The following is a 23,247-nucleotide window of genomic DNA, read 5'->3' on the forward strand; positions in this document are numbered from 1 at the left end:
TACCCCGTGCCTGAACTCTTGTCATCTTAGCCAGATCGGATCGTGATGACCGGCCGATTTCCGTGTGAAAATAGGGCCTTTCGCTTGAGCGTCGCCTTTTTGCCGCGACAGGCAACAGGGGCCGAGGCAGTTGCCTCGACCCCCGTTGTGGTTGCGGCGATCAGGTGCGGCGACGGTAGGCGCGGATCGCCAGCGGGGCGAAGACCGCGATCAGGCCGACCATCCAGGCGAGCGTGATCAGCAGCGGCTGCCGCACCTCGCCGCCGAGCATCAGCCCCCGCATCGTGTTCACCAGGTACTTCACCGGGTTCACGTTCACGAAGGCCTGCATCCAGCCGGGCAGCGTGTCGGGGTTCACGAACACGTTGCTGCCGAAGGTCAGCGGGAACATCACCAGGAACGCGACTCCCTGCACGCCCTGCGCGGTCCGGAGCTTCAGCCCCAGCCAGACCCACACCCAGCACAGCGAGAGCGCGAACAGCAGCACGATCAGGCAGGCGAGCAGTCCGTTGCCCGCCCCGTTCCCGAACCGGAAGCCGAGCACGAAGCCGGTTCCCATCAGGATGACGATCGAGAGCGTGTACCGCACCGCGTCGCCCAGCACCGCACCGACCAGCGGCGCGATCCGCGAGATCGGCAGACTCCGGAACCGGTCGAACACGCCCTTGGCGAAGTCGTCGTTCAACGCGACCCCGGTCCCCATCGTCGAGAACACGACGGTCTGCACCAGCAACCCCGGCAACAGGTACGGCAGGTAGTCCTGCCACTTCCCACCGGCGGAGATCGCACCGCCGAACACGAACAGGAAGAGCACCAGGAAGATGATGGGCTGGAACGTCACGTCCGCCAGCGCCTCCGGGTTCTGCCTGATCCGCACGATGTTGCGCCAGGCAAGGGTCAGGCTCTGCTCCACCCAGGCGAACGGCCGGCTCCGGCGGGCCGCGGGGGCGGGTACTTCGAGTGTCGCGGTGCTCATCGGCCCGCTCCTTCCAGGGCTGCGACGTTCTCTTCTTCGGTGGCGTGCCCGGTGAGGGCGAGGAAGACCTCGTCCAGGCTGGGCAGCCGGAGCGCGAGCTCGGTGACGGCGATCCCCTCCTCGTCGAGCCGGCGGACGACGACCGGTAGCACCGAGCCGTCGGTCACCGGTGCGCTGACGAGGGCGTTCACCACGTCGACGGTGGGACGCACCCCGACGGACTCGGCGACGATCGCGGCGACGCGCTCCAGGTGACCCGGCTCGGCCGGTCTGACGTCGATCGACTGGCGGCCGGCCTGCGCTTTCAGTTCGGCCGGACGGCCCGAGGCCACGACCTTGCCCTTGTCGAAGACCATGATCGAGTCGGCCAGTGCGTCGGCCTCTTCCAGGTACTGCGTGGTCAGCAGCACGGTGGTTCCGTCGAGCACCAGGTTGCGGACCGTGTCCCACACCCCGTCGCGGGCGTGCGGGTCCAGCCCGGTGGTGGGCTCGTCGAGGTAGAGGATGCTCGGGTTCCCGACCAGGCTCGCGGCCAGGTCGAGCCTGCGGCGCATCCCGCCGGAGTAGGTCTTCGCGATCCGGTCGCCGGCCTCGATCAGCCCGAACCGCTCGAGCAGCTCGTCGGCTCGGGCCTTGGACCGCGGCCGGGAGTGCCCGAGCAGGCGGCCGATCATGACCAGGTTGCGGCGCCCGGACATGTCCTCGTCGACGGACGCGTACTGGCCGGTCAGGCCGACGATCTCGCGGACCCGCGCCGCCTCACGGACCACGTCGTAGCCGCCGACTGTCGCGTGCCCGGCGTCCGGGCTCAGCAGGGTGGCGAGGATGCGGACGGCGGTGGTCTTGCCGGCCCCGTTCGGGCCGAGGACGCCGAGCACGCTGCCGCTCGGCACGCTCAGGTCGACGCCGTCCAGCGCGGTGGTGGTGCCATATTTCTTGACCAGACCTTCGGCCGAGATGGCGACCTGGTTCGTTGTGGACATCGGTTCCTCCCAGATGACTGTTCTGGAACCACCGTCCGCCGCACCACTGATACCGCCCTGGCACCCGCCTGGCGCGCCCCTGAGACAGCCCTGTCGCGTCCGGAGAAGTGGCGGGACCCCCGCCAGCTCATCGGAGGCGGGGTCAGGCCTCGAGAGGGACGATCTGGTTGGCGCGGAGGGCCTCGTAGGCCTCGGGGTTGTACCGGGCCAACGTCGCGCGGGCCCGCCGCCGGTAGCGCAGGATCTGGACCGTGCCGATGCCCCACAGCACGTACTGGAAGGTCAGCGCCCACTTGAAGTCGGTGATGGTCTGCGGCGCGCCGCCCGAGGACGCGTCCAGCAGCACCCCGACCATCCCGATGCAGAGCAGGGTCGCGATGAACCCGCCGGTGTTGACCATCCCGTTCGCGGCGCCGAACCGGGTCGTCGGGTTGAACGTCCGCGCATAGTCCAGCCCCAGCATCGACCCAGGACCACCAGCAGCCTGTACGACGATCAGCAGGAGCAGGACCGGCATCGGAGCCCGGCCTGGCCACACCAGTACTACGGTCCACATGGCCACGGATCCCGCGATCACGGCGAGCACGATCCACGACCGGTAGAAGGGGAACTTCGCCGCATACCGGCCGACGACCGGTCCGTAGCAGAGCCCCGCGAGCACGGGCAGGATCAGCAGAGCCGCCGCGGTCGTCGGAGCGAGTCCTTCGCCGCGGACCAGGAACGGATAACCCCAGAGCAGACCGAAGGTGCTGCCCGAGAAGCTGGTAGTGAAGTGGGTCCAAAGGCCGAGCCGGGTGCCCGGCTCCCTCCAGGCCCGGCGCAGGTTGTGCCGGACCTCCGAGAGGGACTGCTTCGTCCGGTGCAGCGGCTCGTCGTACGGGCTGTCCTTGAGCAGGAAGAGGACGGCGACACCGGTGATCAGGCTGAGCACGCTCGCGCCGGCGAAGGTGCCGGTCCACCCGAAGGAGTGGAAGGCGGCGGCCATCGGAACTGTCGACACGATCGCGCCGATACCGCCGAGCATGCCGGTGGTCTGTGACATCACCGGCTGGCGCAGGGCCGGGAACCAGGACATGACCACCCGGAGCACGCTGATGAAGACGAGCGCGTCGCCCACCCCGAGGATCGCCCGGGCCGCGAGTGCCGCCGGGTAGGAGTCGACCAGGCTGAACGCGGACTGAGCGACGAAGAGAAGTCCCGAGGCCGCGATCAGCAGGCGTTTCGACCCGTAGCGGTCCAGCAGGATGCCCACCGGCACCTGCATCGCGGCGTACACGGTCAGCTGCACGACAGTGAAGCTGGCGAGCGCGGACGCGGAGATGTGGAACCGCTCGGCCGCCTGCAGACCCGCGACGCTCATGGAGCCGCGGTGCAACACGGTGACCAGGTAGGTGAAGACAGCAGTGGCCCAGACCGCCCAGGCGCGACGACCGCCCAGGGGGAAGAGAAGTTCGGTCACCGCAGGCCCCGCAGGTCGGTCTCGGCGGCGTGGATGTGGTCGACGACGAGCTCGCGGAAGCGCTTGCTGCTGTTCCCGCCGAGCGCGTCGATCATCTCCTGGTGAGCGGCGATCGACCTGTCCATCCGAGCGGGCTGCACCTCGATGCCGGGCACGCCCATCCGGACCTGGCGGTCGCGCAGGCTGTTGTAGAGCTTGGCGAGGATCTCGTTGCCCGCGGCACCGACGATGGCCTCGTGGAAGGCGCGGTCCGCCTCCAGGAAGCTCTTCGCATCCCCGGCCCTGCGGTGTTTGCGCATCTCGTCGACGTGTGGCTTCAGGGTCTCGGCGAGCTGCTTGCGGCGCGGCCAGACCTTGGCGGCCGCGTGGACCTCGATCAGCTCGCGCGCCTCGAGGACGTCGTTGATCTCCTGCGGGAGCACCGGCAGGACCAGCGCGCCCTTCTTCGGGTAGAGCTTGACGAGCCCCGACTCCTCCAGCCGCAGCAGCGCCTCACGGACCGGAGTACGGGAGACTCCCACCGCGGTGGCCAGCTCCCCCTCGGTCAGCAACTCACCGCCGGGGTAGACCCGGTCCAGAATGGCTGCCTTCACGTACGCGTAGACGCGCTCCGCTGCCGGGATCCGCTCCACTCCGGGAGCCGACTCCGCGACGATCCGGGCGATCTCGGTGGTCTGATCCCCCAACACCGACCCCACACTCGCCGGCTCGTTCTCCGGCACCCCGCTGCTCACTGCTCACCCCTCACCAAGACGACGTATACCTGTTGTATCTAACTTACACGCAACACCTTCTATCCCGATTTCCTTCCCTCGGCTGTGGACAAGCTCGCGCGGTCTGTGGGCTGGTGCAATGAGCGGCTGTGGACAAGTGGCGTCAACAGGCTCCGGCCGCCTGAGGCGGCTGCTGACTCCACAGCTTGTCCACCTGACCGCGCGGCTTGTCCACGGGTTATCCACAGGACGATCCACAGCTGTGGGCAGTAGGTCGACAGCGGAGAGTGAGGCCGGGGACTGTCGGTAGCAGGCGGTGCAGGGTTTCCCGTGTGTTGGGTGGCCCGGGGACCCGTGGGCGCAGAAGCGTTCTAGAGTCGCGGGCAGCGTTCCGTCCACTCGCTATCGCCCCGAGGAGACAGTGTGTCCCGTAGCTCCCGTTCCCACCGGCTGAGTGCCGGCCTTGCCGTGGCGGCTCTGGCCTTCACCACGGCCGGTGCCGCCACTGCCGCCCAGGCCGCGCCCTTCGCGCCCACCGCATCGACCGCTGCCTCGTCCGCGCCCGGTCCGCTGATGAACTACGCGATCAACACCAAGGCCGGCCACGGCCACGTGAAGAAGGTTGAGGAGGCCGTCAAGGCCGCCGGCGGCACCGTGGTCCAGTCCTACGACGAGATCGGCGTGGTGATCGCGCAGGCGACCAACGCCGACTTCCGCACCGACGTCCGCTCCGGTCGCGACGGCCGGGAGATCCAGTCGGTCGGCGCCACCCGGACCGCGGCCGTGAGCGAGGGCCCGGTCGGCTCCGCCGCGAAGACCGCGCCGACTGCGCCGACTGCGCAGAGCCGGGGCCTGAACACGGCCGAGGGTACGCCGACTCCCGACCCGCGCGAGGTCGAGCAGTGGGACATGCAGCAGATCAAGGCCGACCTGGCGCACAAGGTGACCGACGGATCCCGCCGGGTCCTCGTCGGTATCAATGACTCCGGGGTCGACGACACCCACCCGGACCTGGCGCCGAACTTCGACGCCAAGGACTCGGTCAACTGCGTCAACAACGGGGTGCCCGACACCACCGCCGGCGGCTGGCGGCCGACCACCAGCTCCCATGGCACGCACGTGGCCGGCACAGTGGCCGCCGCCCGCAACGGAATCGGCATCGTCGGCGTCGCTCCGGGCGTCCGGATCGCCTCGGTGAAGGTCGTGAACGACGACGGCTTCATCTACCCGGAGTACTCGATCTGCGGGATCATCTGGGCCGCCGAGCACCACATGGACGTCACGAACCACAGCTACTTCATCGACCCGTGGACGTTCTGGTGCAAGGACAACGGAGACCAGGGCGCCGTCCAGGAGGCGGTCCGCCGCGCCTACGAGTACGCCACCAAGCACGGCGTGCTCTCGGTCGCGGCCGCCGGTAACTCGAACTACGACCTGGCCCACAAGACCACCGACAGCAGTAGCCCGAACGACACCACGACGGTGACCCGGCAGATCAACAACGACTGCCTCGACATGCCGACCGAGCTGCCTGGGGTGATCACAGTTGCCAGCACCACCCAGGCCGTGGCCAAGAGCAGCTTCTCCAACTTCGGCCTGGGCAAGATCGACGTGGCGGCTCCGGGCAGCAGCATCCTGTCGACGGTGCCCGGCGGCTACGCGAAGTTCAGCGGCACTTCAATGGCGTCCCCGCATGTCACCGGCGTCGCCGCGCTGATGAAGTCGGTCCACCCGTGGTGGGGTCCGCGTGAGCTGGAGAAGGCCCTGCAGCGGGAGGCCGACGACACCGCGTGCCCAGCCACACCCGACCCGCGTTGCACCGGCACGACGGCGAACAACGCCTTCTTCGGTGAGGGCATCGTCGACGCGCTGGACGCCGTGACGCGCTACTGAAACATCGCAGGCCGAGTCAGGGGGTCCCCCGCCCGGGGCCCCCTGATTCCTTTATCCAGCACTGATCAGCACGATCCCGGCGACGACGACAGCAGCGGCGAGAGCGCGCTTCGGCCCGAACCGTTCGCCGAAGAACAGCGCGCCGATGATCGCCCCGAAGATGATGCTGGTCTCCCGCAAGGCCGCGATCGAGGCCAGCGTGCCGCGCGTCTGCGCCCACAACACCAGCCCGTACGCCGCAAGGGACACCACCCCGCCGCCGAGTCCGGCGTACAGGAAACGTCGCTCCACAGTCAGGAAGCCCGGGCCACGCCGGCAGAGCACGAGCAGCGGCACGATCAAGCCCTGCAGCATGAACACCCAGCCCATGTACGACGCCAGGGCGACCTTGTGGACAGCGACTCCGTCCACCACCGTGTACGCCGCGATCGTCAGCCCCGTCCCGAACGCGGCCAACAACGCGGGTGACTGCCGCCGGGTAGGACGACCGCCGATGAACACGAGTGCGATCAGCCCGGCCGAGATCAGCAGTACTCCGGCCAGCTCTACTGGCACCGGCTCCTGGTGCAGGACGACGATCGCGACCACGGCAACCACCCAGGGCGACGTACCGCGAGCCAGCGGGTAGACCTGGCTGAACTGCCCGAGCTGGTAGGACGCCAGTAAGCCGCCGTAGTAGGCAAGGTGCAGCAGGACCGAGGCGATGATGTACGGCCAGACACGTGCGGGTGGTAGTCCCGTGATCACGACCGTGACGAGGCCGCACGTCCCGGACGACAACCCGAGCAACGCGAAGCCGCCCAGCCGGTCCGGAACCCCGTGCGCCAGTGCGTTCCACACGGCGTGCAACACCGCCGCACCGAGCACCGCCAGCAAGACCGCCACCCCGCTACCTTCTCCCGGCGACCATCCCTTCCACCACCGAGTTCCTCCAGGTGGACAGGGTCCGCGCAGGCCTTCTGCCGAGCCGTGTTGACTCGGGTCAGGCAGGACTGCACACTGACTGATTGTCAGACAATCAGGGGATCGGTCAATGTCGCCGACCCGAGTCGCAGAGGTGGTTTCATGGGTCACTCGCTGGGGTGGGGTCGCCGCTATCTGATGGTCCGGCCGGACCATTTCCGGATCGACTACGTGATCAATCCGTACATGTCGACCCAGGACCAGCCCGACCCGGCGCTGACGATGAAGCAGTGGGACTCGCTGCGTCAGGCGATCGTCGACGCGGGTGGCGAGGTCGAGGTGCTGGAGCAGCGGCCGGACTCCCCCGACATGGTCTACGCGATGAACCTCGGCCTGGCGACCGGTGACGGACGGGCGATGCTCTCCCACATGCGGTTCGAGCCGCGGCGCAAGGAGTCGCTGACGGCGGCCGACTGGTTCACCGGCCACGGGTTCGAGCTGAGCCGGACCGGCGGTGAAGGGATCGGCCCGCACTTCGAGTCGGGCGATGCCTTCCTCTTCGGCGACAGCCTGGTGGTCGGCTACGGCCCACGCACCGAGGCGGATGCGCTCAAGCACCTGGCGACCGAGTGGAACCTCCGGGTCCGCGGGCTGCGGATCGCGCACGAGGGGATGTACCACCTCGACCTGCCGTTCTGCCCGGTCGACAGCACCCACGCGCTGGTCTACCCGCCGGCCTTCGACGCGGCGAGCCAGGCCGAGCTGTTCGGCATCGTTCCGGACCCCATCGTGCTCACCGACGAGGAGGCGTTCGCGTTCAGCGGGAACTCCCTGGTCGTGAACGAGACCATCATCATGCCCGCCTGCTCGCCGCGGCTACGGGAGCTGCTGACCGGCCTCGGCCTGAAGATCGTCGTGCTCGACCTGTCGGAGTTCCACAAGGGCGGCGGCTCGGCCCGCTGCCTGACCAACCCCCTCGACTTCGACCTCACCCCCGCCACGCTTCCCGGCGGCGAGGTCGTCCTGCCCACCTGATCTCCGGTACTGCGGGCGCTACCGCGGCTGACCGCCGACGCCAAGGCGTTCCGCCCATTCGCTGCCGCTTTGTCCAACGTTCGGTCGGATTCACGGCGAATGAGCGGACCTTGCGGGGTCCCTTGATGGTCAATTTGTAGGGTCCGCCGAGGCAGGGTTCTACCCCGGCGCCGCAACAGTTAGCCTGCGAGCATGACCCCTGAGGACGAGGTCCGCTTCCGCGCCTGTCTGGATGATGTCGCGGCGTACAAGCCGGGCAGACCACCCGAGCGCACCGACGGCCGGCCGACGTACAAGTTGTCGAGCAACGAGAACCCGTATCCCCCGCTGCCCGGCGTACTGGCCGCGGCGATGGAGGCGGCGGCGAACATGAACCGCTACCCGGACATGGGTGCGCTCGAGCTCCTCGAGGCCCTGTCGGAGCGGTTCGGCGTGCCGGTGACCGACCTCGCGGTCGGCACGGGTTCGGTCGCGGTGCTGTACCACCTGCTGCAGGCTGCGTGCGGCGAGGGCGACGAGGTCGTCTACGCGTGGCGGTCGTTCGAGGCCTACCCGATCGCGGTCCAGCTGACCGGGGCGACCTCGGTGCAGGTGCCGCTGACCGAGGACGCGCGGCATGACTTCAAGGCGATGGAGGCCGCGCTGACCGACCGCACCCGCGTCGTCCTGGTCTGTACGCCGAACAACCCGACCGGGCCGGTGGTTCGCCGGGACGAGTTGCTGGCGTTCCTCGATGTCGTCCCGCGCAACGTCCTCGTCGTACTGGACGAGGCGTACCGCGAGTTCATCCGCGAGCCCGAGACGGTCGACGGCGCGGAGGTCTACCGGGACAGGCCGAACGTCGTGGTGCTGCGGACCTTCTCCAAGGCCTATGGGCTGGCGGGATTCCGGATTGGTTACGCGATCGCGCACCCGCCGATCGTGGCGGCGATCCGCAAGTGCGCGCTGCCGTTCGGGGTCAGCCAGATCGCCCAGTCGGCCGCGATCGCCTCACTCGAGGCCGAGGACGAACTGCTGGAACGGGTGGACGCCCTGGTGACCGAGCGGACCCGGGTGGTCGCAGAGCTGCGGGCGGCCGGCTGGGATGTGCCGGAGACGCACGCGAACTTCGTCTGGATGCCGCTCGGTGGGGAAACCCTGGCGTTTGCCGAGGCGGCGCAAGCCGAGGGCGTCTCGGTCCGGCCGTTCCCCGGTGACGGCGCCCGCGTGACGATCGGTGAGCGCGAGGCGAACGACCTCTTCCTCGACGTCGCCCGCTCCTGGCGCCAGTGAGCTCGCTGATCTGGATCTCCGGCGCCTCCGCCGGGATCGGTGCCGCGCTGGCCTCGGCCGTTCCGTTCCCGGACGCGCGGGTCATCGACCTGTCGCGGCGAGGAGGGACCGTGGAGCACTTCAAGGCTGATCTGTCGGACCCCGCCGACTGGAAGCGGGTCGAGCAACACTTCGCGGCCGAGCTGGCCGGGTTCGATGGCGACCGGGTGGTGTTCGTGCACAACGCCGGCACGGTCGTTCCGATCGGCCCGGCTGCGGCGGTCGACGCGGACGCCTATACCCGGGCTGTGCTGCTGAACTCGGCTGCGCCACAGGTGCTTGGCCGGGCGTTCCTCCGGGCGACGGCTGAGCTGGACCGCGAGAAGCATCTGGTGATGCTCTCGTCCGGCGCCGCGAGAAACCCGTACCCGGGCTGGTCGGCCTACAACGCCGGCAAGGCCGCGGTCGAGCAATGGGTGCGTACGGTCGGCGCCGAGGAGAACGGCTGCCGGGTGATCGCAGTAGCGCCTGGCGTGGTCGACACGGCGATGCAGGGTGACATCCGAGCGGTGGACGAGCGGGCGTTTCCTGCCGTCGAACGATTCCGCGACCTGAAGCGCTCCGGCGGGCTGATCACCGCCGAGCAGGCCGCGCGGGGGATCTGGTCGCTGCTCGACCGTCGGCTCGACAGCGGAACAGTCCTGGACCTCCGCGACCTCGACGGCTGACAGAAGGCGGCTCGGACCGGGCTGGGACCCGGGCGAGGAGAAGCGGCACCGGGAAGGAGTGAGGCGTACTTCCCGATGCCGCTTCTGATGGTGCTACCGATTCAATCGCCCCACCGAGGCGACCATCTCGGGTCCTGCATCACTGACCAGGGAGGGTCAGTTGTTCTGCGTGGAGTCCTGCTCGCAGGTCTTCAGCGTGTCGACAGCGTTGTTGTCGTTGCCGAGGCCGAGGACGCCGGCGAGGTCAGAGACCGGAACCTGGCCGCCGACACCGTTCACCGGGACCTCGTTGTGGCAGACCTGGAACGGGCCGACGTTGTTGTCGGAGACGGAGATGAGGCCGCCCTCGTCCATCCGGTACCACTTGTCGTTGTTCTGCTTCGAGTCCTGCTCGCAGGTCTTGACAGCGGTCGCGGTGTTGTTGTCGTTCCAGAAACCGACGATGCCGGTGATGTCGGTGACGGGCACCTGGCCGCCGACACCGTTGACCGGGACGAAGTTGTGGCAGGCCTGGAACGGACCGACGTTGTTGTCGGTGACGGCCAGCAGGCTACCGTCGTCCTTGACCCAGTAGAACTTGCCCTTGCCGTGGTCGCCGTAGCCCTTGCTCGCCACCGAAGCCGCGTCAGCAAGGCCGCTGTTGGCCTTGGTGTCGTCGATCATGTTGGCGCTCACGACGGTGGCCAGGCCCAGCGTGGCAACGGTTGCCACAGCCGCTGCAGCGGCGATCTTGCGTGTTACCTGCATTATGCGAGGTTTCCTTTCGGGTTTGACGGATTCGTCTTAGTGGTAACGAGACCTGTCCCGGGTGGTTACAAACTTCTTCGGCAAACTTTTCCGGCCCGGCGTGATTCAGGCGGGATTCGGCCTGAGGGCATAGCGATGACGCGATGGGATTGCTGACCCGGCAACAACATGCCTCTGACCAGGCAACTTGTCGGTAGCAGCTGGGTCAGGGAGTCGTTGCCCTCAGCCCGTAACCGATCGGGGACTTCGTCGTTGTCTGTGCGCGGGTGACGGATGACCCGGTGATTCGAGGGTGATTTTCGGCGGGCTCGGTGGTCGCCGAATTGGCATTACCACGACGAATCGGAATGTCGTCGCAACATTGCCGGAGTTTCGCGTCCTGTTTTTTCGGGGCAGGGCGTCGGCCGGCAAACACGGACCCGCTGCCGCGCGCATCGGCAGCGGTGGGAGACCCGGGCACCCCATGGGAGCCCGGGTTCTTCCTTCTTCCGGGTCTCCCGCAGCCCGCGGCCGGGGCCGGGGGCTCAGTCGCGAGGTGCGGTGACCGCGGGGGCGACGGGAGTGCGGCGGCGTTCGGCCGTGACGACCAGGGCGACGCCGAGGACGACGACCGCGCCACCGAGGAGAATCTTCGCGGTGACGTGCTCGCTGAGGATCAACCAGCCGAGGAACACCGCGACCACCGGGTTCACGTAGGCGTAGGTGCCGATCAGCGAGATCGGGGCGTTGGCCAACAGATAGGAATAGGCCGTGTACGCGAGCAGCGAGCCGAACGCGACCAGGTAGGCCAGCGCGATCCAGCCCGAGGTGTCGATCGCGCCAACGTGGAGCCGCCCGGGCTCGCCCCGCAGTACACCGATCAGCACCATCGCAGTACCGCCGATGACCATCTCGTAGACGGTCGCCACCAGAGGGTCCTTCGGCAGGCCCAGGCGCGGGGAGTATCGCGAGCCCACCGCCCAACTGATCGTGCCGAGCACCAGGATGGCCACCGACAGCGGCTTCGCGCTCGTGTCGCCGCCGGACAGGGAGAGCAGAGCCGCTCCAGCGAATCCGATCAGTACCCCGAGCCAGGTCAGCGGTCGCGGCCGTTCGCCGCCGCCGACCCGCAACAGCATCAGCCAGAGGGGTACCGCGGCGACCAGCAGCGCGGCGAGTCCCGACGGAACCGTCTGCTCGGCGATCGCCACCGCACCGTTGCCGAAGGCAAGTAGCAGCAGACCGACCACGGCGGAACCGAGCAGCTCGCGTCCGCTGACCCGCAGCCGCCCCGGGCCGGACTTCAGCGCGAGGAAGGCCGCAAGCAGGACAGCGGCGACCAGGAACCGGGCTGCCATCCCGAGCATCGGCGGGATGTGCGCCTCGACCACCACGCGAATCGCCAGGTAGGTGGAGCCCCAGACCACGTACACGACCGCCAGAGCCGACCAGATCATCGCCGCCGAGGCCTGGCGGGTGCCGGTCTCGGGCAGGACGGCAGGGGCGGAAGCGGCCATCGGAGACATCCTCTCGGGCGGTGTCATGGGCGTAATGTGTTGACGATGCTGACACTAGTCCGCGCGTCGATCCAGCCACAAGGCGATATCCGGCCAGCGGACCATGCTTTCCCGCCACGTTGACGCGGTCGCCTGTGGGGTCGTGGCGGGATCACCGACTGGACAGCATCTGGGGCTCACAGACCGGACAACAGTCATCGAGTGGCCCCACCTTGGGGCCATTCGCCCAACCCGTGGATCGAGTGTGCGGACCGGGTCGTTGGCAAACGCTTACCGGCCACTCGGTCCACACACTCGCTCCCAAACTCCTCACACTCGACAGCCCGTCCTGCGGGTGACTCCCGACACCGCGCCGCCGGCTTCCAGGGTGGTGGACGGCGCGCGGGTGGACAGTGGAAGGCGACGGCACGGAGGCCGCCACGCACCCGCCGGATCACGCATGCGCGCACGGGCTGTTCGCGGTGCACGACGGGGAGACCACGACTGGCAATCCGCACGCGACCCGCACGCGCTGTTCGCAGGGCATGACGGGGGAACACGCCTGGTGACAGCGATCGCGGAGCAGGCCGACTTCAAGTCCGGGCGGCTCGAGCGGGTGCCGTAATCGGTACGAAGCTGTGACACATGCCGTGTGAATCCCGGCCGAGGTGTCACAACCTCGGATTCGAGCGGGAGGAGAGGCCGGGATGTGACCACCTGCCGGACTGGTGTCTCATCTTGAGACGGCCTCCGGTACCGGCGTACAAGTCCGCGTCCAGACAGTTAGCGGATCAGCAACCTGCTGGGTACGGTGTCCGGCAAGATAGGCAGTGATACCAGTGAGGAGGTTCACTGCCACGCGGTGTGCATCAACCCTGGATCCACGCGGTTCTTCCCCGGAAGCCTCACCCGGCTGGATGGGTCGGGGCCCGTGCAACGTTGCGGTCGCGGCGATCCCGCGCTCGAACCCGAGGAGTGCATGTGAGTGAGTCGGTGCCGGGCCTTGCCCCGGAAGTGTTCGCGCCCGCCGAGGCGCCGGTCAGTCCGTCCCGGGCCTCCGAGGAGGTCGAGTTCGTCCAGCTGCTGACGCCCGAAGGCGAGCGCGTCGAGCACCCGGACTACTCCTTCGACCTCGATGACGAGGCGATCAAGGGGTTCTACCGGGACATGACGCTGGTCCGCCGGATCGACACGGAGGCGACTGCCCTGCAGCGTCAGGGCGAGCTCGGCATCTGGGCCTCGCTGCTCGGTCAGGAGGCCGCGCAGATCGGCTCCGGCCGCGCCCTGAACAAGAAGGACATGGTCTTCCCGACCTACCGCGAGCACGGCGTCGCCTGGTGCCAGGGGGTCGATCCGCTGAACCTGCTCGGCCTGTTCCGCGGCGTCGACCAGGGCGCCTGGGACCCGCGCGACAACAACTTCCACCTCTACACGATCGTGATCGGCGCCCAGACGCTGCACGCGACCGGCTACGCGATGGGTCAGCAGCGCGACCACGCTGTGGGTGACCCCGAGGACGGCGAGGCGACGATCGCGTACTTCGGCGACGGCGCCAGCAGCCAGGGCGACGTCAACGAGGCCTTCATCTACGCCTCGGTGTTCAACGCCCCCGTCGTCTTCTTCTGCCAGAACAACCAGTGGGCCATCTCCGAGCCGATCGACCGGCAGACGCGCATCCCGCTCTACCAGCGCGCCGCGGGCTTCGGTTTCCCCGGCGTCCGCGTCGACGGCAACGACGTACTGGCGACCTACGCGGTCACCCAGCAGGCGCTCAAGCGGGCCCGCGAGGGCAGCGGCCCGACCCTGGTCGAGGCCTACACCTACCGGATGGGCGCCCACACCACCTCGGACGACCCCACGAAGTACAGGCTGTCCGAGGACCTGGAGTACTGGAAGCTCAAGGACCCGATCGAGCGGGTGAAGGCCTACCTGGCCCGGTCGGCCGGCGTCGACCACGACTTCTTCGACGCCATCGACGCCGAGGCCGACCAGATCGCCGCCCGGCTGCGCGAAGGCTGCCTGTCGATGCCCGACCCGTCACTCACCGACTTCTTCGACCACGCGTACGTCGAGCAGACCGCGCAGCTGGTGGAGCAGAAGGCGCAGTACACCGCCTATGCGGCCTCCTTCGGTGACACAGCAGAGGAGCGCTGAATCATGGCGAAGATCAGCCTGGGCAAGGGCATCAACATGGGCCTGCGGGCCGCGATGGAGAACGACCCGAAGGTCCTCATCATGGGCGAGGACATCGGTAAGCTCGGCGGTGTCTTCCGGGTCACCGAGGGCCTGCAGAAGGACTTCGGCGAGGACCGGGTGATCGACACCCCGCTGGCCGAGTCCGGCATCATCGGCACCGCCGTCGGGCTCGCCCTGCGCGGCTACCGGCCGGTCTGTGAGATCCAGTTCGACGGCTTCGTCTTCCCGGCGTACGACCAGATCATCAGCCAGGTGGCGAAAATGCACTACCGGTCGATGGGCAAGCTCAAGATGCCGATCGTGATCCGGATCCCCTTCGGCGGCGGCATCGGAGCGGTCGAGCACCACTCGGAGTCCCCGGAGACGCTGTTCGCGCACGTCGCCGGCCTCAAGGTGGTCGCCTGCGGTGACCCCGTCGACGCGTACTGGATGATCCAGCAGGCGATCGCGTCGGACGACCCGGTGGTGTTCTTCGAGCCGAAGCGCCGGTACCACGAGAAGGCCGAGCTCGACGAGAACGTCCCGCCGGCGAACCCGCTGTACAAGGCCAAGGTGGTCCGTGAGGGCACCGACGCCACGCTGTTCTGTTACGGCCCGATGGTGAAGACCTGCCTGCAGGCGGCCGAAGCGGCGCTCGAGGACGGCCGCAACCTGGAGGTCGTCGACCTGCGCTCGATCGCGCCGCTCGATCTGGCGACGATCTTCGAGTCGGTGAAGAAGACCCGCCGCGCGGTCGTCGTGCACGAGGCGCCGCTGTCGCTCGGCCCCGGCTCCGAGCTCGCTGCCCGGGTGACCGAGGAATGCTTCTACCACCTGGAAGCGCCCGTACTGCGGGTCGCCGGGTTCGACACCCCCTACCCGCCCTCGCGGATGGAGGAGGAGTACCTGCCCGACCTGGACCGGGTGCTCGAAGGTGTCGACCGGGTGATGGAGTACTGATGGGGATCCAGCAGTTCCGCCTCCCGGACGTGGGAGAAGGCCTGGTCGAGGCCGAGATCGTCAGCTGGAAGGTCAAGCCCGGCGACACGGTCAAGCTGAACGACACCATCGTCGAGATCGAGACGGCAAAGTCGCTGGTCGAGTTGCCGGTGCCGTTCGCCGGCGTGGTCACCGAACTCCTGGTGGCCGAGGGCGAGACGGTTGACGTCGGTACGCCGATCATCTCGGTGCAGACGGGTGACGCCTCGCCGGGCGACCTGGCTCCGCCGGTGGGCGAAGGCACGCCGCAGGAGGACCTCGTTCCGTCCATCCCGGACGGGGACGAGATCGAGGCCGGCAAGATCGGCGGTGCGGCTCCCGGTGGACGGACCGCGGTCCTGGTCGGCTATGGCCCCAAGACCACCGAGGCCAAGCGCCGCCCCCGCAAGGGCGCCACTCGGGCCGTAGCTCCGCAGGCCCCGACCCCAGTCGCCGCATCGACTGCTCCGGTCACGGCTGCCGAGCCTGAGCCCGCACCAGAAGCGGTGGTTGCCGGCAGCAACCAGGCTGGCGGATCCGTGCACGTGCTGGCGAAGCCGCCGGTGCGGAAGCTGGCCAAGGACCTCGGGATCGACCTGGCGACGGTGACTGCGACCGGTCCCGGCGGCATCATCACCCGGGCCGACGTCGAGGGCCATGCGGCGGCACCGGCCGCCGACGCCGGTGCTTCGGCTGGCTACGCAGCCGGTGCTGCAGCCGGCTTCGCGGCTTCGCCGGTGGTGAGTGCGCAGGGTGACACGCGGATACCGATCAAGGGTGTGCAGAAGGTGATGGCTCAGGCGATGGTCGCCAGTGCCTTCACCGCGCCGCACGTCACCGAGTGGATCACCGTCGACGTCAGCGCCACGATGGACCTGGTCGAACGGCTGAAGAAGGACAAGGCCTTCCGCGACCTGAAGGTTTCACCGCTGCTGATCGTGGCGAAGGCAGTCACGCTGGCCGCCCGTCGTACGCCGATCATCAATGCGGCGTGGGACGAGCAGGCCCAGGAGATCGTGCTCAAGGGTTCGGTGAACCTCGGCATCGCCGCGGCCACCCCGCGCGGGCTGATCGTGCCGAACATCAAGGGCGCCGAGTCGCTCACGCTGCCAGAGCTGTGCGGTGCCTTGAACAACCTCGTCGCGGTCGCGCGCGAGGGCAGGACGCAGCCGGCGGACCAGGCCGGCGGGTCCTTCACGATCACGAACGTCGGGGTGTTCGGGGTGGACGCGGGAACGCCGATCATCAATCCGGGCGAGGCCGCGATCCTCGCGTTCGGGGCGGTCCGCAAGCAGCCGTGGGTGGTCGACGACGAGATCGTCCCGCGCTGGATCACGACGCTGGCGTTGTCCTTCGACCACCGCCTGATCGATGGTGAGAAGGGCTCCACCTTCCTCGCCGACGTCGCCTCCATCCTCGAGGACCCGGCGCGCGCCCTGATGTTCTGAGTTCCTCCGGTACGCCGGTTCGCCCCCGGGTGGCATCGTCCACCCCGGGGCGACCGGTCGCCTGCCGCTCAGGTCGTGTAGATCAGCTCCAGGTCGGCCGTGGCGTAGCCGTGGCCGGTGAGCCATTCCTGCGATTTCCGGCGGCCCTCGGAGTCGGTCACCTTGATGTAGAAGGCGAGCTGTTCCGGGTCGTCCGGGAGCGCTTCGGACGCGCCGTAGTTCACCGTGAACCCGGGTCCGACGTACGGCAACTCTTGAAGGATCGGATAGGTGCGCTGCAGCCGGCCGTTCATCTCCTCGTACCTCCGGGCTGCGTCGGCCTCGGTCTCCAGCACCTGATCCGGATGGTTCCGCTCCCAGGACCGACCATCGGCACTGTTCGAGAAGAGGTACACCTTGACCGAGGAGTCTCCGCGGAGGTCGATCCTCTGGGTGTAGGTCTCGAAGCCGCGCCGCTGGCCAACCAGCGTATGGCGCCCTTCTTTGACCTTCACCTGACCGTCCGCGGCGATCGCCGTTCCGTCCAGAGTCAAGGTCAGGTCGTTCGGGATCGACCTCACTGTCAGCATGTGCGAAGGCTTACTGCGGAACACCAGGAATCCGCCGAGCACAACCACCATTACCAGGACGACCACGACCGCGCCGCCCAGCACCCGGCTCCGCTGACTCTCATCCATCGCGCGCACTCCCTATTTCTTGATCCGGGCCACGGTGTAGTGGCCGCGCGCATCGGAGAAGTACACGGTCGTTGCCTCCGGCACATGCCCGTGCAATGACGCCGAAGCCGCGTTGTAGGTCTTGCCGTCGCCGCCCTGGTAGTTGCCGGTGTAGATGAACGTGTGGCCGTCGTGCACGAAGATGTCCCCGGGCTGCACCTGGCTGACGTTGTCGAGGTTCTCGAACGTCTGGTACTTCGGTGAGCTCCGCACGTACTCGCGCTGGCTGCTGGCAACCCGACGCACGTAGCCCTTGTCGACCCCGCTCATCACCATCACCGTCGCCACGAAGACACCGCAGTCGCTGTGGGGGTCGATCGCGGTGGCGCCGTTGAACTTCGGCATGGCGACCTGGTACTCCGGCTTGGCGTCACCCTGGAACTTCCCGTGCCCGCTGGTGTCCCAGGCCAGCGAGAGCGCCGTCCTGACGACGTCACCATCGCCGGCTCCACATCCGCCCAGCCCCGCAGCACCCGCTCCAGCACCCGCTCCGGCACCGGCTGCGGCACCGGGTGTGGCGCCAGGTGTGGCCCCGGATTTGGCAGCGACCGGCACTGCCACGGGGAGAACCACATCGGCGAAGGTGGTGAACACCTGCCGGGCCGCGGTCCTGCGTTGTGCGTAGCGCTCGTGGTCGGGATTCTCCGAGCCCTGAAACCGCTCGTACCAGCGGCCGAACGCGAAGGCCGCATCCTCAGGGCTGCGCGTTGCCTTCAACTCCTGACCGGCCCTGCCTTCGGGCACCGGGCCGTCGCCGTCCAGCTGCTGCTTCAGGAATCCGAGCTGATAGTCCAATGACTCGATCTGCTCGTCCTTGATCCCCAGGCGCCTCGACGCAGTGATCACCTTGCTGGCCGGCGTCCACTGCACGATCCCCCAGCCGCCTGCCCAGTCGTCCACGCTGCCGGGTCTGTCGACCTCGCTCGCCGAGGTCCTGGTGCCGGAGAGCGAGCCCTCCTTGAGCATCGGCTCGACCGAGGACTCGTGGATGAGGTTGCCGACGATTCCCGCGGCCTGTTCCTTGCTGTAGCCGTTCGAGGCGAAGTAGTTGAAGGCCCTCTGCTGGTTGTTCGAGCCCACCAGCGAATCCGTCGATGAGCACGGATCTGCATGGCTGCTACCTGCGGCCAGAGCCGTGCACAGCAAGGTGATCACTAGCAGCAGCGGCAGCAGCAGGAAGGCGAGGCCGCCGAGCAGCGGTAGGGTCTTGCCCTCGCCCATGGCCTCTCCTCACTCGCTCGGTGGTGGCCGGCAGGAAGGCCGGTCGCTGAGGAACAGCCTGCCGAAAACGGGGCGACGGCGTCGTAAGTTATCCACAGGCCCGGCCATCACCGGGCGCCGACAACCGTGCCGCGCGCGACAACGGCCCCTGACTGGACGAGAATCACCTTCATGTACGAACGGCTGCGGGTGGATCGATCGACGACGGTGGACCGCGTCGTCGACGCACTGCGCGCGGCCCTCTTCGCCGGCGACCTCGAACCGGGGACGCCGTTGCGCGAGCAGCCGCTCGCCGAGGCACTCGGCGTGGCCAGGAGCACGGTCCGCGAAGCGATGACCATGCTGGTCACCGAGGGTCTGGCGGTCCGCGAGCCGAACAAGGGCGTGAGCGTCGCGATCCTGCACCCGGCCGCGGTCGCGGACATCTGCAAGGCACGGTTCGTGCTGGAGTCCGCCGGGATCAGGGCCTGGTTCGACGCCGACGAGCTGGCTCGGGAGCGGGTCCGCGCCGCGATGCGCACGTTCGCCGCCACCGCCAAGGAGGGCGCCGACCCGGAAGCGATGACCGAGACCCACCTGGCGATCCACCGCAGCCTGGTCGCGCTCACCGGCAGTGCCCGGCTGATCGCCACCGCCGACTCGATCACCGGCGAGGCCAGACTCGCGCTGGCCCGCGTCGACGCGCTCCGCCAGGACGCCAGGCAGCAGGTCGCGTCCCACCGCAAACTGGTCCGCCTGCTGGACAAGGGTGACCTCGACGAATGCGTCGAGGAACTCCGCCGCCACCTGGCCGGCGCCGAGGAATCCCTCCTCGAAGCGATCGCCACCACCCCACCCACCTGACCCACCCCGTACTACGCGCGCCTCGCCCCACCCCCGTACGTCGCGCCGCTGTCCGTAGTACGGGCGGCTCGGCGATCCGCAGTACCGGCGTGTCCGTGGCTGGGCGAGGCGGGTGAACCCCTGGGTGGGAGGATCGAGGGTATGAAGAACCTGATCATCAAGTTGCTCGCCAACGCGGTCGCGCTGGCGGTTGCGAGCTGGGTTGTCGGCGGGATCACGCTGGAGGGCGCCACCACGGGCCGCCGGGTCCTGACGCTGCTGATCGTCGCGGCGATCTTCGGCATCGTGAACGCGGTGGTGAAGCCGATCGCGAAACTGCTGTCGCTGCCGTTCATCATCCTGACACTGGGGTTGCTGATCTTCGTCATCAACGCGTTGATGCTGCTGCTCACGTCGTGGATCACCGGCAAGCTGGACGTCCAGTTCCACGTCTCCGGGTTCGGCTCCGCGCTGCTCGGGTCCCTGGTGATCACGCTGGTCGGCATCCTGCTGAACGCGATCCTGCCGGACGAGGCCGAGATCCGGTGACCGCTGGATGACCGGTGCGGTGAGGCACGTCGAGGTGGTCTGCACGGGCAACATCTGCCGCTCCCCGATCGGCGAGGTGGTGCTGCGCGCCAAGCTGGCCGAGGCGGGAATCGAGGGCGTCGTGGTGACGAGCTCGGGCACCGGCGGCTGGCACGCCGGCGATCGGATGGATTCGCGGGCCGCGGCGGCACTCAGGCGGCGCGGGTACGACGGGAGCGCGCACCGGGCGCAGGAGTTCCGCCGCGAGTGGTTCACCGATCGGCAGCTCGTGCTCGCGATGGATTCGGGTCACTTGTCGGCTCTGGTACGCCGCGGCGGCCCCGACCTCGCAGTACCGGTCGAGCTGTTCGCGGACGTCGACGTACCGGATCCGTACTACGGCGATGACGCCGGCTTCGAGGAGGTGCTGGACCAGATCGAGAAAGCCGCGGACGTCTGGGTCACCCGGCTCGCCACCTGACTCCTGGCCGACCCGACTGCACGCCGTCACCAAATCGCTTGCGTCCGAGGAACCGCGGGGCCTGACCCACGGTCCTTCGGACGTTGTCGTCAGCGGCGGGTCAGTGTTGGCCGATCTCCGTCAGCAGGGTGGTGAACCACTCGACCTCGGGGTTGAACTCCTTGCCGCCTGCGATGCGGGGGAACTCGATGGCGCGGAGCTCGTCGCCCCGCTCCTCGTCGTGGCCGATCACGCCGGACTCGCCGCGCAGGGCGGCGTCGACCGCGTAGTCGGTGCACTCCTTGATCAGCGCGAGGTCCCGGTCGTTCGCGGCCGCGGACCGGCTGAAGTAGCCGCTCTTCTGGACCATCGTCTTCTCGGCGCCGATCCGCTCGGCGAACTGCTGGGCGAACCACGCGCCCGGGTTGATCGTGTCGAGCTTCACGTGACCGAACGGATCGCGGCCGACCGCCTCGCCGCGGGCCTCCATCTCGGCCACGATCGACGGCACCCCGGCGCCCTCGGACAAGAAGATGTTGACGCAGTCGTTCTCGTCCATCACCTTCTTCAGCCGCTCCGCCTCGGCATCCAGGTCGATCGTTGCCTCAGGCACGTAAACGGCGTGCACGTCCCAGCCGGCCGCGGTCAGACCGATGCCCGGGTTCCACTCCTGCTGCTTGAGCCAGTTGCGGTACTCCTGGGCCGTTGCCGCGGTCAACCAACCGCAGTTGCGGCCCATCACCTCGTGGACGACCAGCATCCGCGGGTTCGAGCTGTGCTCCGCGATGATGTTGCGGGCGAAGATCGCGCCCTGCTCGGCCGCGGTCCACGCGCCAAGGCTCTGCCTGATCGGGATCACGTCGTTGTCGATGGTCTTCGGCAGACCGACCACGGTCAGGTCATAGTCGTGCTCGTGCAGGTAGGCCGCGAGGTCGGCAGCGGTGGTGTTGGTGTCGTCGCCGCCGATCGTGTGCAGGACGTCGACGCCGTCTGCGACCAGCCGCTCAGCCGCGACCTGCAGGGCGTTCTGCCCGTCCGCGATCAGACCGCGCTTGACCAGGTCGGCCGTGTTCGTCAGCTTGACCCGGCTGTTGCCGATCGGGCTGCCGCCGAACTTGTGCAGCAGCCCAGCCTTCGCCCGTACGTCGGGCGTCACCTCGAGGTGCCGGCCGCTGAGCAGTCCGTGGTACCCGTTCAGGTAGGCGATGATCTCCACGTCAGGCGCTACCTGCGTGTAGCGCTCGATCAGTCCGCCGACGGCGGATGACAGGCAGGGCGCGAGGCCGCCCGCGGTGAGCAGGGCAACTCTGCGGACAGACTTGTCGGCAGCCATGGTCAGGTCCTTCCAGGGGTCGCTGAAGTCGCCCCCAGCGTAGTGATGCAGACCACTCCCGACGCTGGTTGGGGTTCACCAACCCGACAAGCGGACCGCCACGACTCGCCAACGGCCCGCCCGACGCCGGCGGCCGCCTTGCCTGAGCGGGAAAGCGACCTGCCCACGCCGCTTGATGAGTGTTGGCGGTCCGGACCGCCGACCAGACGAGGCCCGACCGGCGCGTAGACGATGAAGGAGCTGTTCGTCTGGCCGTGCACGCCGAGGCCCCGCTACTGGCACTCGCTGGCGGCGTCCTGTGCCTGATCGGTGTTGCGGTCTCCCGCAGCCGCAGTAACTCAGAGCGTGGCGGCCAAGTCGCGCAGCTGCCGGTGGATGCCGCCGTACACCTCGACCGACGGCAGTAGGCGCTTCGGGACCTTGGTGACCACGCTGTAGTTGGCGTCGACGACATTGGCGAGCGGTACCTCGCTGACCTGGCTCAGCAGCTGGTAGGCATCCAGCTTGTCGAGGCCGTACAGCTCACCCAGCCAGCCGACCATGTCCACCTGCCCTGCACGCCACGCGTCCTCCAGCGGACGGCTCGAGCCGACCACTGCGAGGTACGCGTCGTTCTCGATCCGTGGCCAGACCGGACCCTGGGTCTTGAGGAGCTCCACGACCAGGACGACGTTCATCGCGCCCTCGACCGCAGTACCGCAGGACTCACCCTCCCCCTGCCGGTAGTGACCGTCGCCGATCGAGAAGAGCGCACCCTCCACGTTGACGCCGAGGTAGCAGGTGGCGCCCGCTTTCATCTCAGGAGTGTCCATGTTGCCGCCGAACATGTCGGGCACGAGCGAGGAGCGCACCTCGCCGGCAGCCGGAGCGACACCGACCGTGCCCAGCATCGGCTCGATCGGCAGCGCGATCTCGAGACTGCTGCCCTGCGCCTGGAATCCGACCGTCTGCCGCTCGGTGTCCACCTCGTAGATCCAGGTTCGCTCGGGCAGCGGGTCCTGCAGGGTGGCCGTGCGGTCGGTGCTGGTCAGGCCGCCGAAGAACGGGATGGTCGCGGAGGCGCCCCAGCTCCGGGCCGGGGTCAGCTCGACGAAGTGCAGCACCAGGGTGTCCCCCGGCTCGGCTCCCTCGACGTAGAACGGCCCGGTCTGCGGGTTCACGAACGGCATGGTCAGGGAGGCGCTGGCCAGGTCCTCGGTGCTGCGGAGCTTGCCGCAGAAGGCGTCCTCGGTCCACAGTCGCAGGACCGATCCGGGCTTCACCTTACGGATGGGGGCTGCGCCGCCGAAGGTCCAGGTGTACTGCTCCGGCTCAGGCGCGAATTCGACGATGTCCACGCGGGAAACCTACGCCGACGAGATCCTCCTTCGCGACTGATCAGCGGGTTCTCAGGCGATTCTCAA

Annotated in this window: 22 protein-coding genes; 11 read left to right on the forward strand and 11 right to left on the reverse strand. The window is 68.3% G+C overall.

All coding sequences use genetic code 11. The annotated features are described in order from the left end of the window. Positions 1–160: 160 nt before the first annotated feature. The 4 genes from ABD210_RS14335 to ABD210_RS14350 all read right to left on the reverse strand — a co-directional run bounded on the left by ABD210_RS14335 (position 161) and on the right by ABD210_RS14350 (position 4,152). Positions 161–976 carry an ABC transporter permease gene (locus ABD210_RS14335; protein ID WP_344111762.1) on the reverse strand — a complete coding sequence of 272 codons (816 nt, stop codon included), beginning with the start codon at positions 974–976 and terminating at the stop codon, positions 161–163. Beyond that, positions 973–1,959, reverse strand: a complete 987-nt coding sequence (locus ABD210_RS14340) for an ATP-binding cassette domain-containing protein (protein ID WP_344111763.1) — start codon at positions 1,957–1,959, stop codon at positions 973–975. The genes ABD210_RS14335 and ABD210_RS14340 overlap by 4 nt, the downstream gene beginning before the upstream one ends. 142 nt (positions 1,960–2,101) lie before the next feature. Then, positions 2,102–3,418, reverse strand: a complete 1,317-nt coding sequence (locus ABD210_RS14345; RefSeq protein ID WP_344111764.1) for an MFS transporter — start codon at positions 3,416–3,418, stop codon at positions 2,102–2,104. After that, the gene (locus ABD210_RS14350; protein ID WP_344111766.1) at positions 3,415–4,152 is read right to left on the reverse strand and encodes a GntR family transcriptional regulator; all 738 of its coding nucleotides are present in this window, start codon (positions 4,150–4,152) and stop codon (positions 3,415–3,417) included. Before ABD210_RS14350 ends, ABD210_RS14345 begins: the two co-directional genes overlap by 4 nt. 402 nt (positions 4,153–4,554) lie before the next feature. Here ABD210_RS14350 and ABD210_RS14355 point away from each other — a divergent pair, with 402 nt between their 5' ends. After that, positions 4,555–6,024, forward strand: coding sequence for a S8 family peptidase (locus ABD210_RS14355; protein WP_344111768.1), 1,470 nt, complete (start codon positions 4,555–4,557; stop codon positions 6,022–6,024). A gap of 51 nt (positions 6,025–6,075) precedes the next feature. Here ABD210_RS14355 and ABD210_RS14360 read toward each other — a convergent pair whose 3' ends face one another. After that, entirely contained in the window at positions 6,076–6,909 is an 834-nt protein-coding gene (locus tag ABD210_RS14360) for an EamA family transporter (RefSeq protein WP_344111770.1), read from the reverse strand. A gap of 180 nt (positions 6,910–7,089) precedes the next feature. On the opposite strand from ABD210_RS14360, the gene ABD210_RS14365 reads away from it, so the two are divergent. The 3 genes from ABD210_RS14365 (at position 7,090) to ABD210_RS14375 (ending at position 9,941) form a co-directional block, all read left to right on the forward strand. Next, positions 7,090–7,962, forward strand: a complete 873-nt coding sequence (locus ABD210_RS14365; protein WP_344111771.1) for a dimethylarginine dimethylaminohydrolase family protein — start codon at positions 7,090–7,092, stop codon at positions 7,960–7,962. Between the two features lie 192 nt (positions 7,963–8,154). Next, a complete protein-coding gene (gene hisC, locus ABD210_RS14370; RefSeq protein ID WP_344111773.1) occupies positions 8,155–9,234 on the forward strand; it encodes a histidinol-phosphate transaminase in 1,080 nt (359 codons plus the stop codon). Then, positions 9,231–9,941, forward strand: a complete 711-nt coding sequence (locus tag ABD210_RS14375; protein WP_344111774.1) for an SDR family NAD(P)-dependent oxidoreductase — start codon at positions 9,231–9,233, stop codon at positions 9,939–9,941. Before hisC ends, ABD210_RS14375 begins: the two co-directional genes overlap by 4 nt. Positions 9,942–10,097: 156 nt before the next feature. Here ABD210_RS14375 and ABD210_RS14380 read toward each other — a convergent pair whose 3' ends face one another. Both ABD210_RS14380 and ABD210_RS14385 read right to left on the reverse strand, forming a co-directional pair. Further along, positions 10,098–10,688, reverse strand: a complete 591-nt coding sequence (locus tag ABD210_RS14380) for a hypothetical protein (RefSeq protein WP_344111775.1) — start codon at positions 10,686–10,688, stop codon at positions 10,098–10,100. A gap of 524 nt (positions 10,689–11,212) precedes the next feature. Continuing rightward, positions 11,213–12,184: an EamA family transporter gene (locus ABD210_RS14385; RefSeq protein WP_344111776.1), complete on the reverse strand. Its 972-nt coding sequence runs from the start codon at positions 12,182–12,184 to the stop codon at positions 11,213–11,215. A 439-nt stretch (positions 12,185–12,623) separates the two neighbouring features. Here ABD210_RS14385 and ABD210_RS14390 point away from each other — a divergent pair, with 439 nt between their 5' ends. The 4 genes from ABD210_RS14390 (at position 12,624) to ABD210_RS14405 (ending at position 16,764) form a co-directional block, all read left to right on the forward strand. Continuing rightward, entirely contained in the window at positions 12,624–12,788 is a 165-nt protein-coding gene (locus ABD210_RS14390) for a hypothetical protein (protein ID WP_344111777.1), read from the forward strand. A gap of 356 nt (positions 12,789–13,144) precedes the next feature. Further along, on the forward strand, positions 13,145–14,317 hold the full coding sequence (gene pdhA / locus ABD210_RS14395; protein WP_425552662.1) for a pyruvate dehydrogenase (acetyl-transferring) E1 component subunit alpha: 1,173 nt from the start codon (positions 13,145–13,147) through the stop codon (positions 14,315–14,317). Positions 14,318–14,320: 3 nt separating this feature from the next. Next, positions 14,321–15,298 carry an alpha-ketoacid dehydrogenase subunit beta gene (locus tag ABD210_RS14400; RefSeq protein ID WP_344111779.1) on the forward strand — a complete coding sequence of 326 codons (978 nt, stop codon included), beginning with the start codon at positions 14,321–14,323 and terminating at the stop codon, positions 15,296–15,298. Next, positions 15,298–16,764, forward strand: a complete 1,467-nt coding sequence (locus ABD210_RS14405; protein ID WP_344111781.1) for a dihydrolipoamide acetyltransferase family protein — start codon at positions 15,298–15,300, stop codon at positions 16,762–16,764. Before ABD210_RS14400 ends, ABD210_RS14405 begins: the two co-directional genes overlap by 1 nt. Positions 16,765–16,832: 68 nt before the next feature. On the opposite strand, the gene ABD210_RS14410 is transcribed toward ABD210_RS14405, so the two are convergent. Continuing rightward, positions 16,833–17,441, reverse strand: coding sequence for a PEGA domain-containing protein (locus tag ABD210_RS14410; RefSeq protein WP_344111782.1), 609 nt, complete (start codon positions 17,439–17,441; stop codon positions 16,833–16,835). Positions 17,442–17,453: 12 nt separating this feature from the next. Beyond that, positions 17,454–18,701 (reverse strand): phage tail tip lysozyme, encoded by a 1,248-nt coding sequence (locus tag ABD210_RS14415; RefSeq protein WP_344111783.1) that lies wholly within the window; start codon positions 18,699–18,701, stop codon positions 17,454–17,456. A gap of 171 nt (positions 18,702–18,872) precedes the next feature. Between ABD210_RS14415 and ABD210_RS14420 the strand changes: the two genes are divergently transcribed. The 3 genes from ABD210_RS14420 (at position 18,873) to ABD210_RS14430 (ending at position 20,532) form a co-directional block, all read left to right on the forward strand. Continuing rightward, on the forward strand, positions 18,873–19,544 hold the full coding sequence (locus ABD210_RS14420; protein WP_344111784.1) for a GntR family transcriptional regulator: 672 nt from the start codon (positions 18,873–18,875) through the stop codon (positions 19,542–19,544). Between the two features lie 141 nt (positions 19,545–19,685). Then, positions 19,686–20,072 carry a phage holin family protein gene (locus ABD210_RS14425; protein WP_344111785.1) on the forward strand — a complete coding sequence of 129 codons (387 nt, stop codon included), beginning with the start codon at positions 19,686–19,688 and terminating at the stop codon, positions 20,070–20,072. Between the two features lie 7 nt (positions 20,073–20,079). Next, a complete protein-coding gene (locus tag ABD210_RS14430; RefSeq protein WP_344111786.1) occupies positions 20,080–20,532 on the forward strand; it encodes a low molecular weight protein-tyrosine-phosphatase in 453 nt (150 codons plus the stop codon). A 100-nt stretch (positions 20,533–20,632) separates the two neighbouring features. Here the strand turns inward: ABD210_RS14430 and ABD210_RS14435 are convergent, their stop codons facing one another. Together ABD210_RS14435 and ABD210_RS14440 are read right to left on the reverse strand one after the other, a co-directional pair. Next, positions 20,633–21,844, reverse strand: coding sequence for a pyrophosphate--fructose-6-phosphate 1-phosphotransferase (locus ABD210_RS14435; protein ID WP_344111787.1), 1,212 nt, complete (start codon positions 21,842–21,844; stop codon positions 20,633–20,635). A gap of 338 nt (positions 21,845–22,182) precedes the next feature. Further along, positions 22,183–23,181 carry an acetamidase/formamidase family protein gene (locus ABD210_RS14440; protein ID WP_344111789.1) on the reverse strand — a complete coding sequence of 333 codons (999 nt, stop codon included), beginning with the start codon at positions 23,179–23,181 and terminating at the stop codon, positions 22,183–22,185. Positions 23,182–23,247: the final 66 nt, after the last annotated feature.

This window comes from Kribbella alba (genome assembly GCF_039529635.1).
Lineage (GTDB): Bacteria > Actinomycetota > Actinomycetes > Propionibacteriales > Kribbellaceae > Kribbella > Kribbella alba.

Excerpts from the sequence above, each read along its gene's own strand:
- ABD210_RS14415 (WP_344111783.1), bottom strand. The coding sequence starts at position 18,701 with ATGGGCGAGGGCAAGACCCTACCGCTGCTCGGCGGCCTCGCCTTCCTG.
- ABD210_RS14390 (WP_344111777.1), top strand. The coding sequence starts at position 12,624 with ATGCGCGCACGGGCTGTTCGCGGTGCACGACGGGGAGACCACGACTGG.
- ABD210_RS14420 (WP_344111784.1), top strand. The coding sequence starts at position 18,873 with ATGTACGAACGGCTGCGGGTGGATCGATCGACGACGGTGGACCGCGTC.
- ABD210_RS14430 (WP_344111786.1), top strand. The coding sequence starts at position 20,080 with ATGACCGGTGCGGTGAGGCACGTCGAGGTGGTCTGCACGGGCAACATC.
- ABD210_RS14425 (WP_344111785.1), top strand. The coding sequence starts at position 19,686 with ATGAAGAACCTGATCATCAAGTTGCTCGCCAACGCGGTCGCGCTGGCG.
- ABD210_RS14410 (WP_344111782.1), bottom strand. The coding sequence starts at position 17,441 with ATGGATGAGAGTCAGCGGAGCCGGGTGCTGGGCGGCGCGGTCGTGGTC.
- ABD210_RS14365 (WP_344111771.1), top strand. The coding sequence starts at position 7,090 with ATGGGTCACTCGCTGGGGTGGGGTCGCCGCTATCTGATGGTCCGGCCG.
- ABD210_RS14340 (WP_344111763.1), bottom strand. The coding sequence starts at position 1,959 with ATGTCCACAACGAACCAGGTCGCCATCTCGGCCGAAGGTCTGGTCAAG.
- hisC (WP_344111773.1), top strand. The coding sequence starts at position 8,155 with ATGACCCCTGAGGACGAGGTCCGCTTCCGCGCCTGTCTGGATGATGTC.
- ABD210_RS14380 (WP_344111775.1), bottom strand. The coding sequence starts at position 10,688 with ATGCAGGTAACACGCAAGATCGCCGCTGCAGCGGCTGTGGCAACCGTT.
- ABD210_RS14385 (WP_344111776.1), bottom strand. The coding sequence starts at position 12,184 with ATGGCCGCTTCCGCCCCTGCCGTCCTGCCCGAGACCGGCACCCGCCAG.
- ABD210_RS14435 (WP_344111787.1), bottom strand. The coding sequence starts at position 21,844 with ATGGCTGCCGACAAGTCTGTCCGCAGAGTTGCCCTGCTCACCGCGGGC.
- ABD210_RS14405 (WP_344111781.1), top strand. The coding sequence starts at position 15,298 with ATGGGGATCCAGCAGTTCCGCCTCCCGGACGTGGGAGAAGGCCTGGTC.
- ABD210_RS14335 (WP_344111762.1), bottom strand. The coding sequence starts at position 976 with ATGAGCACCGCGACACTCGAAGTACCCGCCCCCGCGGCCCGCCGGAGC.
- ABD210_RS14400 (WP_344111779.1), top strand. The coding sequence starts at position 14,321 with ATGGCGAAGATCAGCCTGGGCAAGGGCATCAACATGGGCCTGCGGGCC.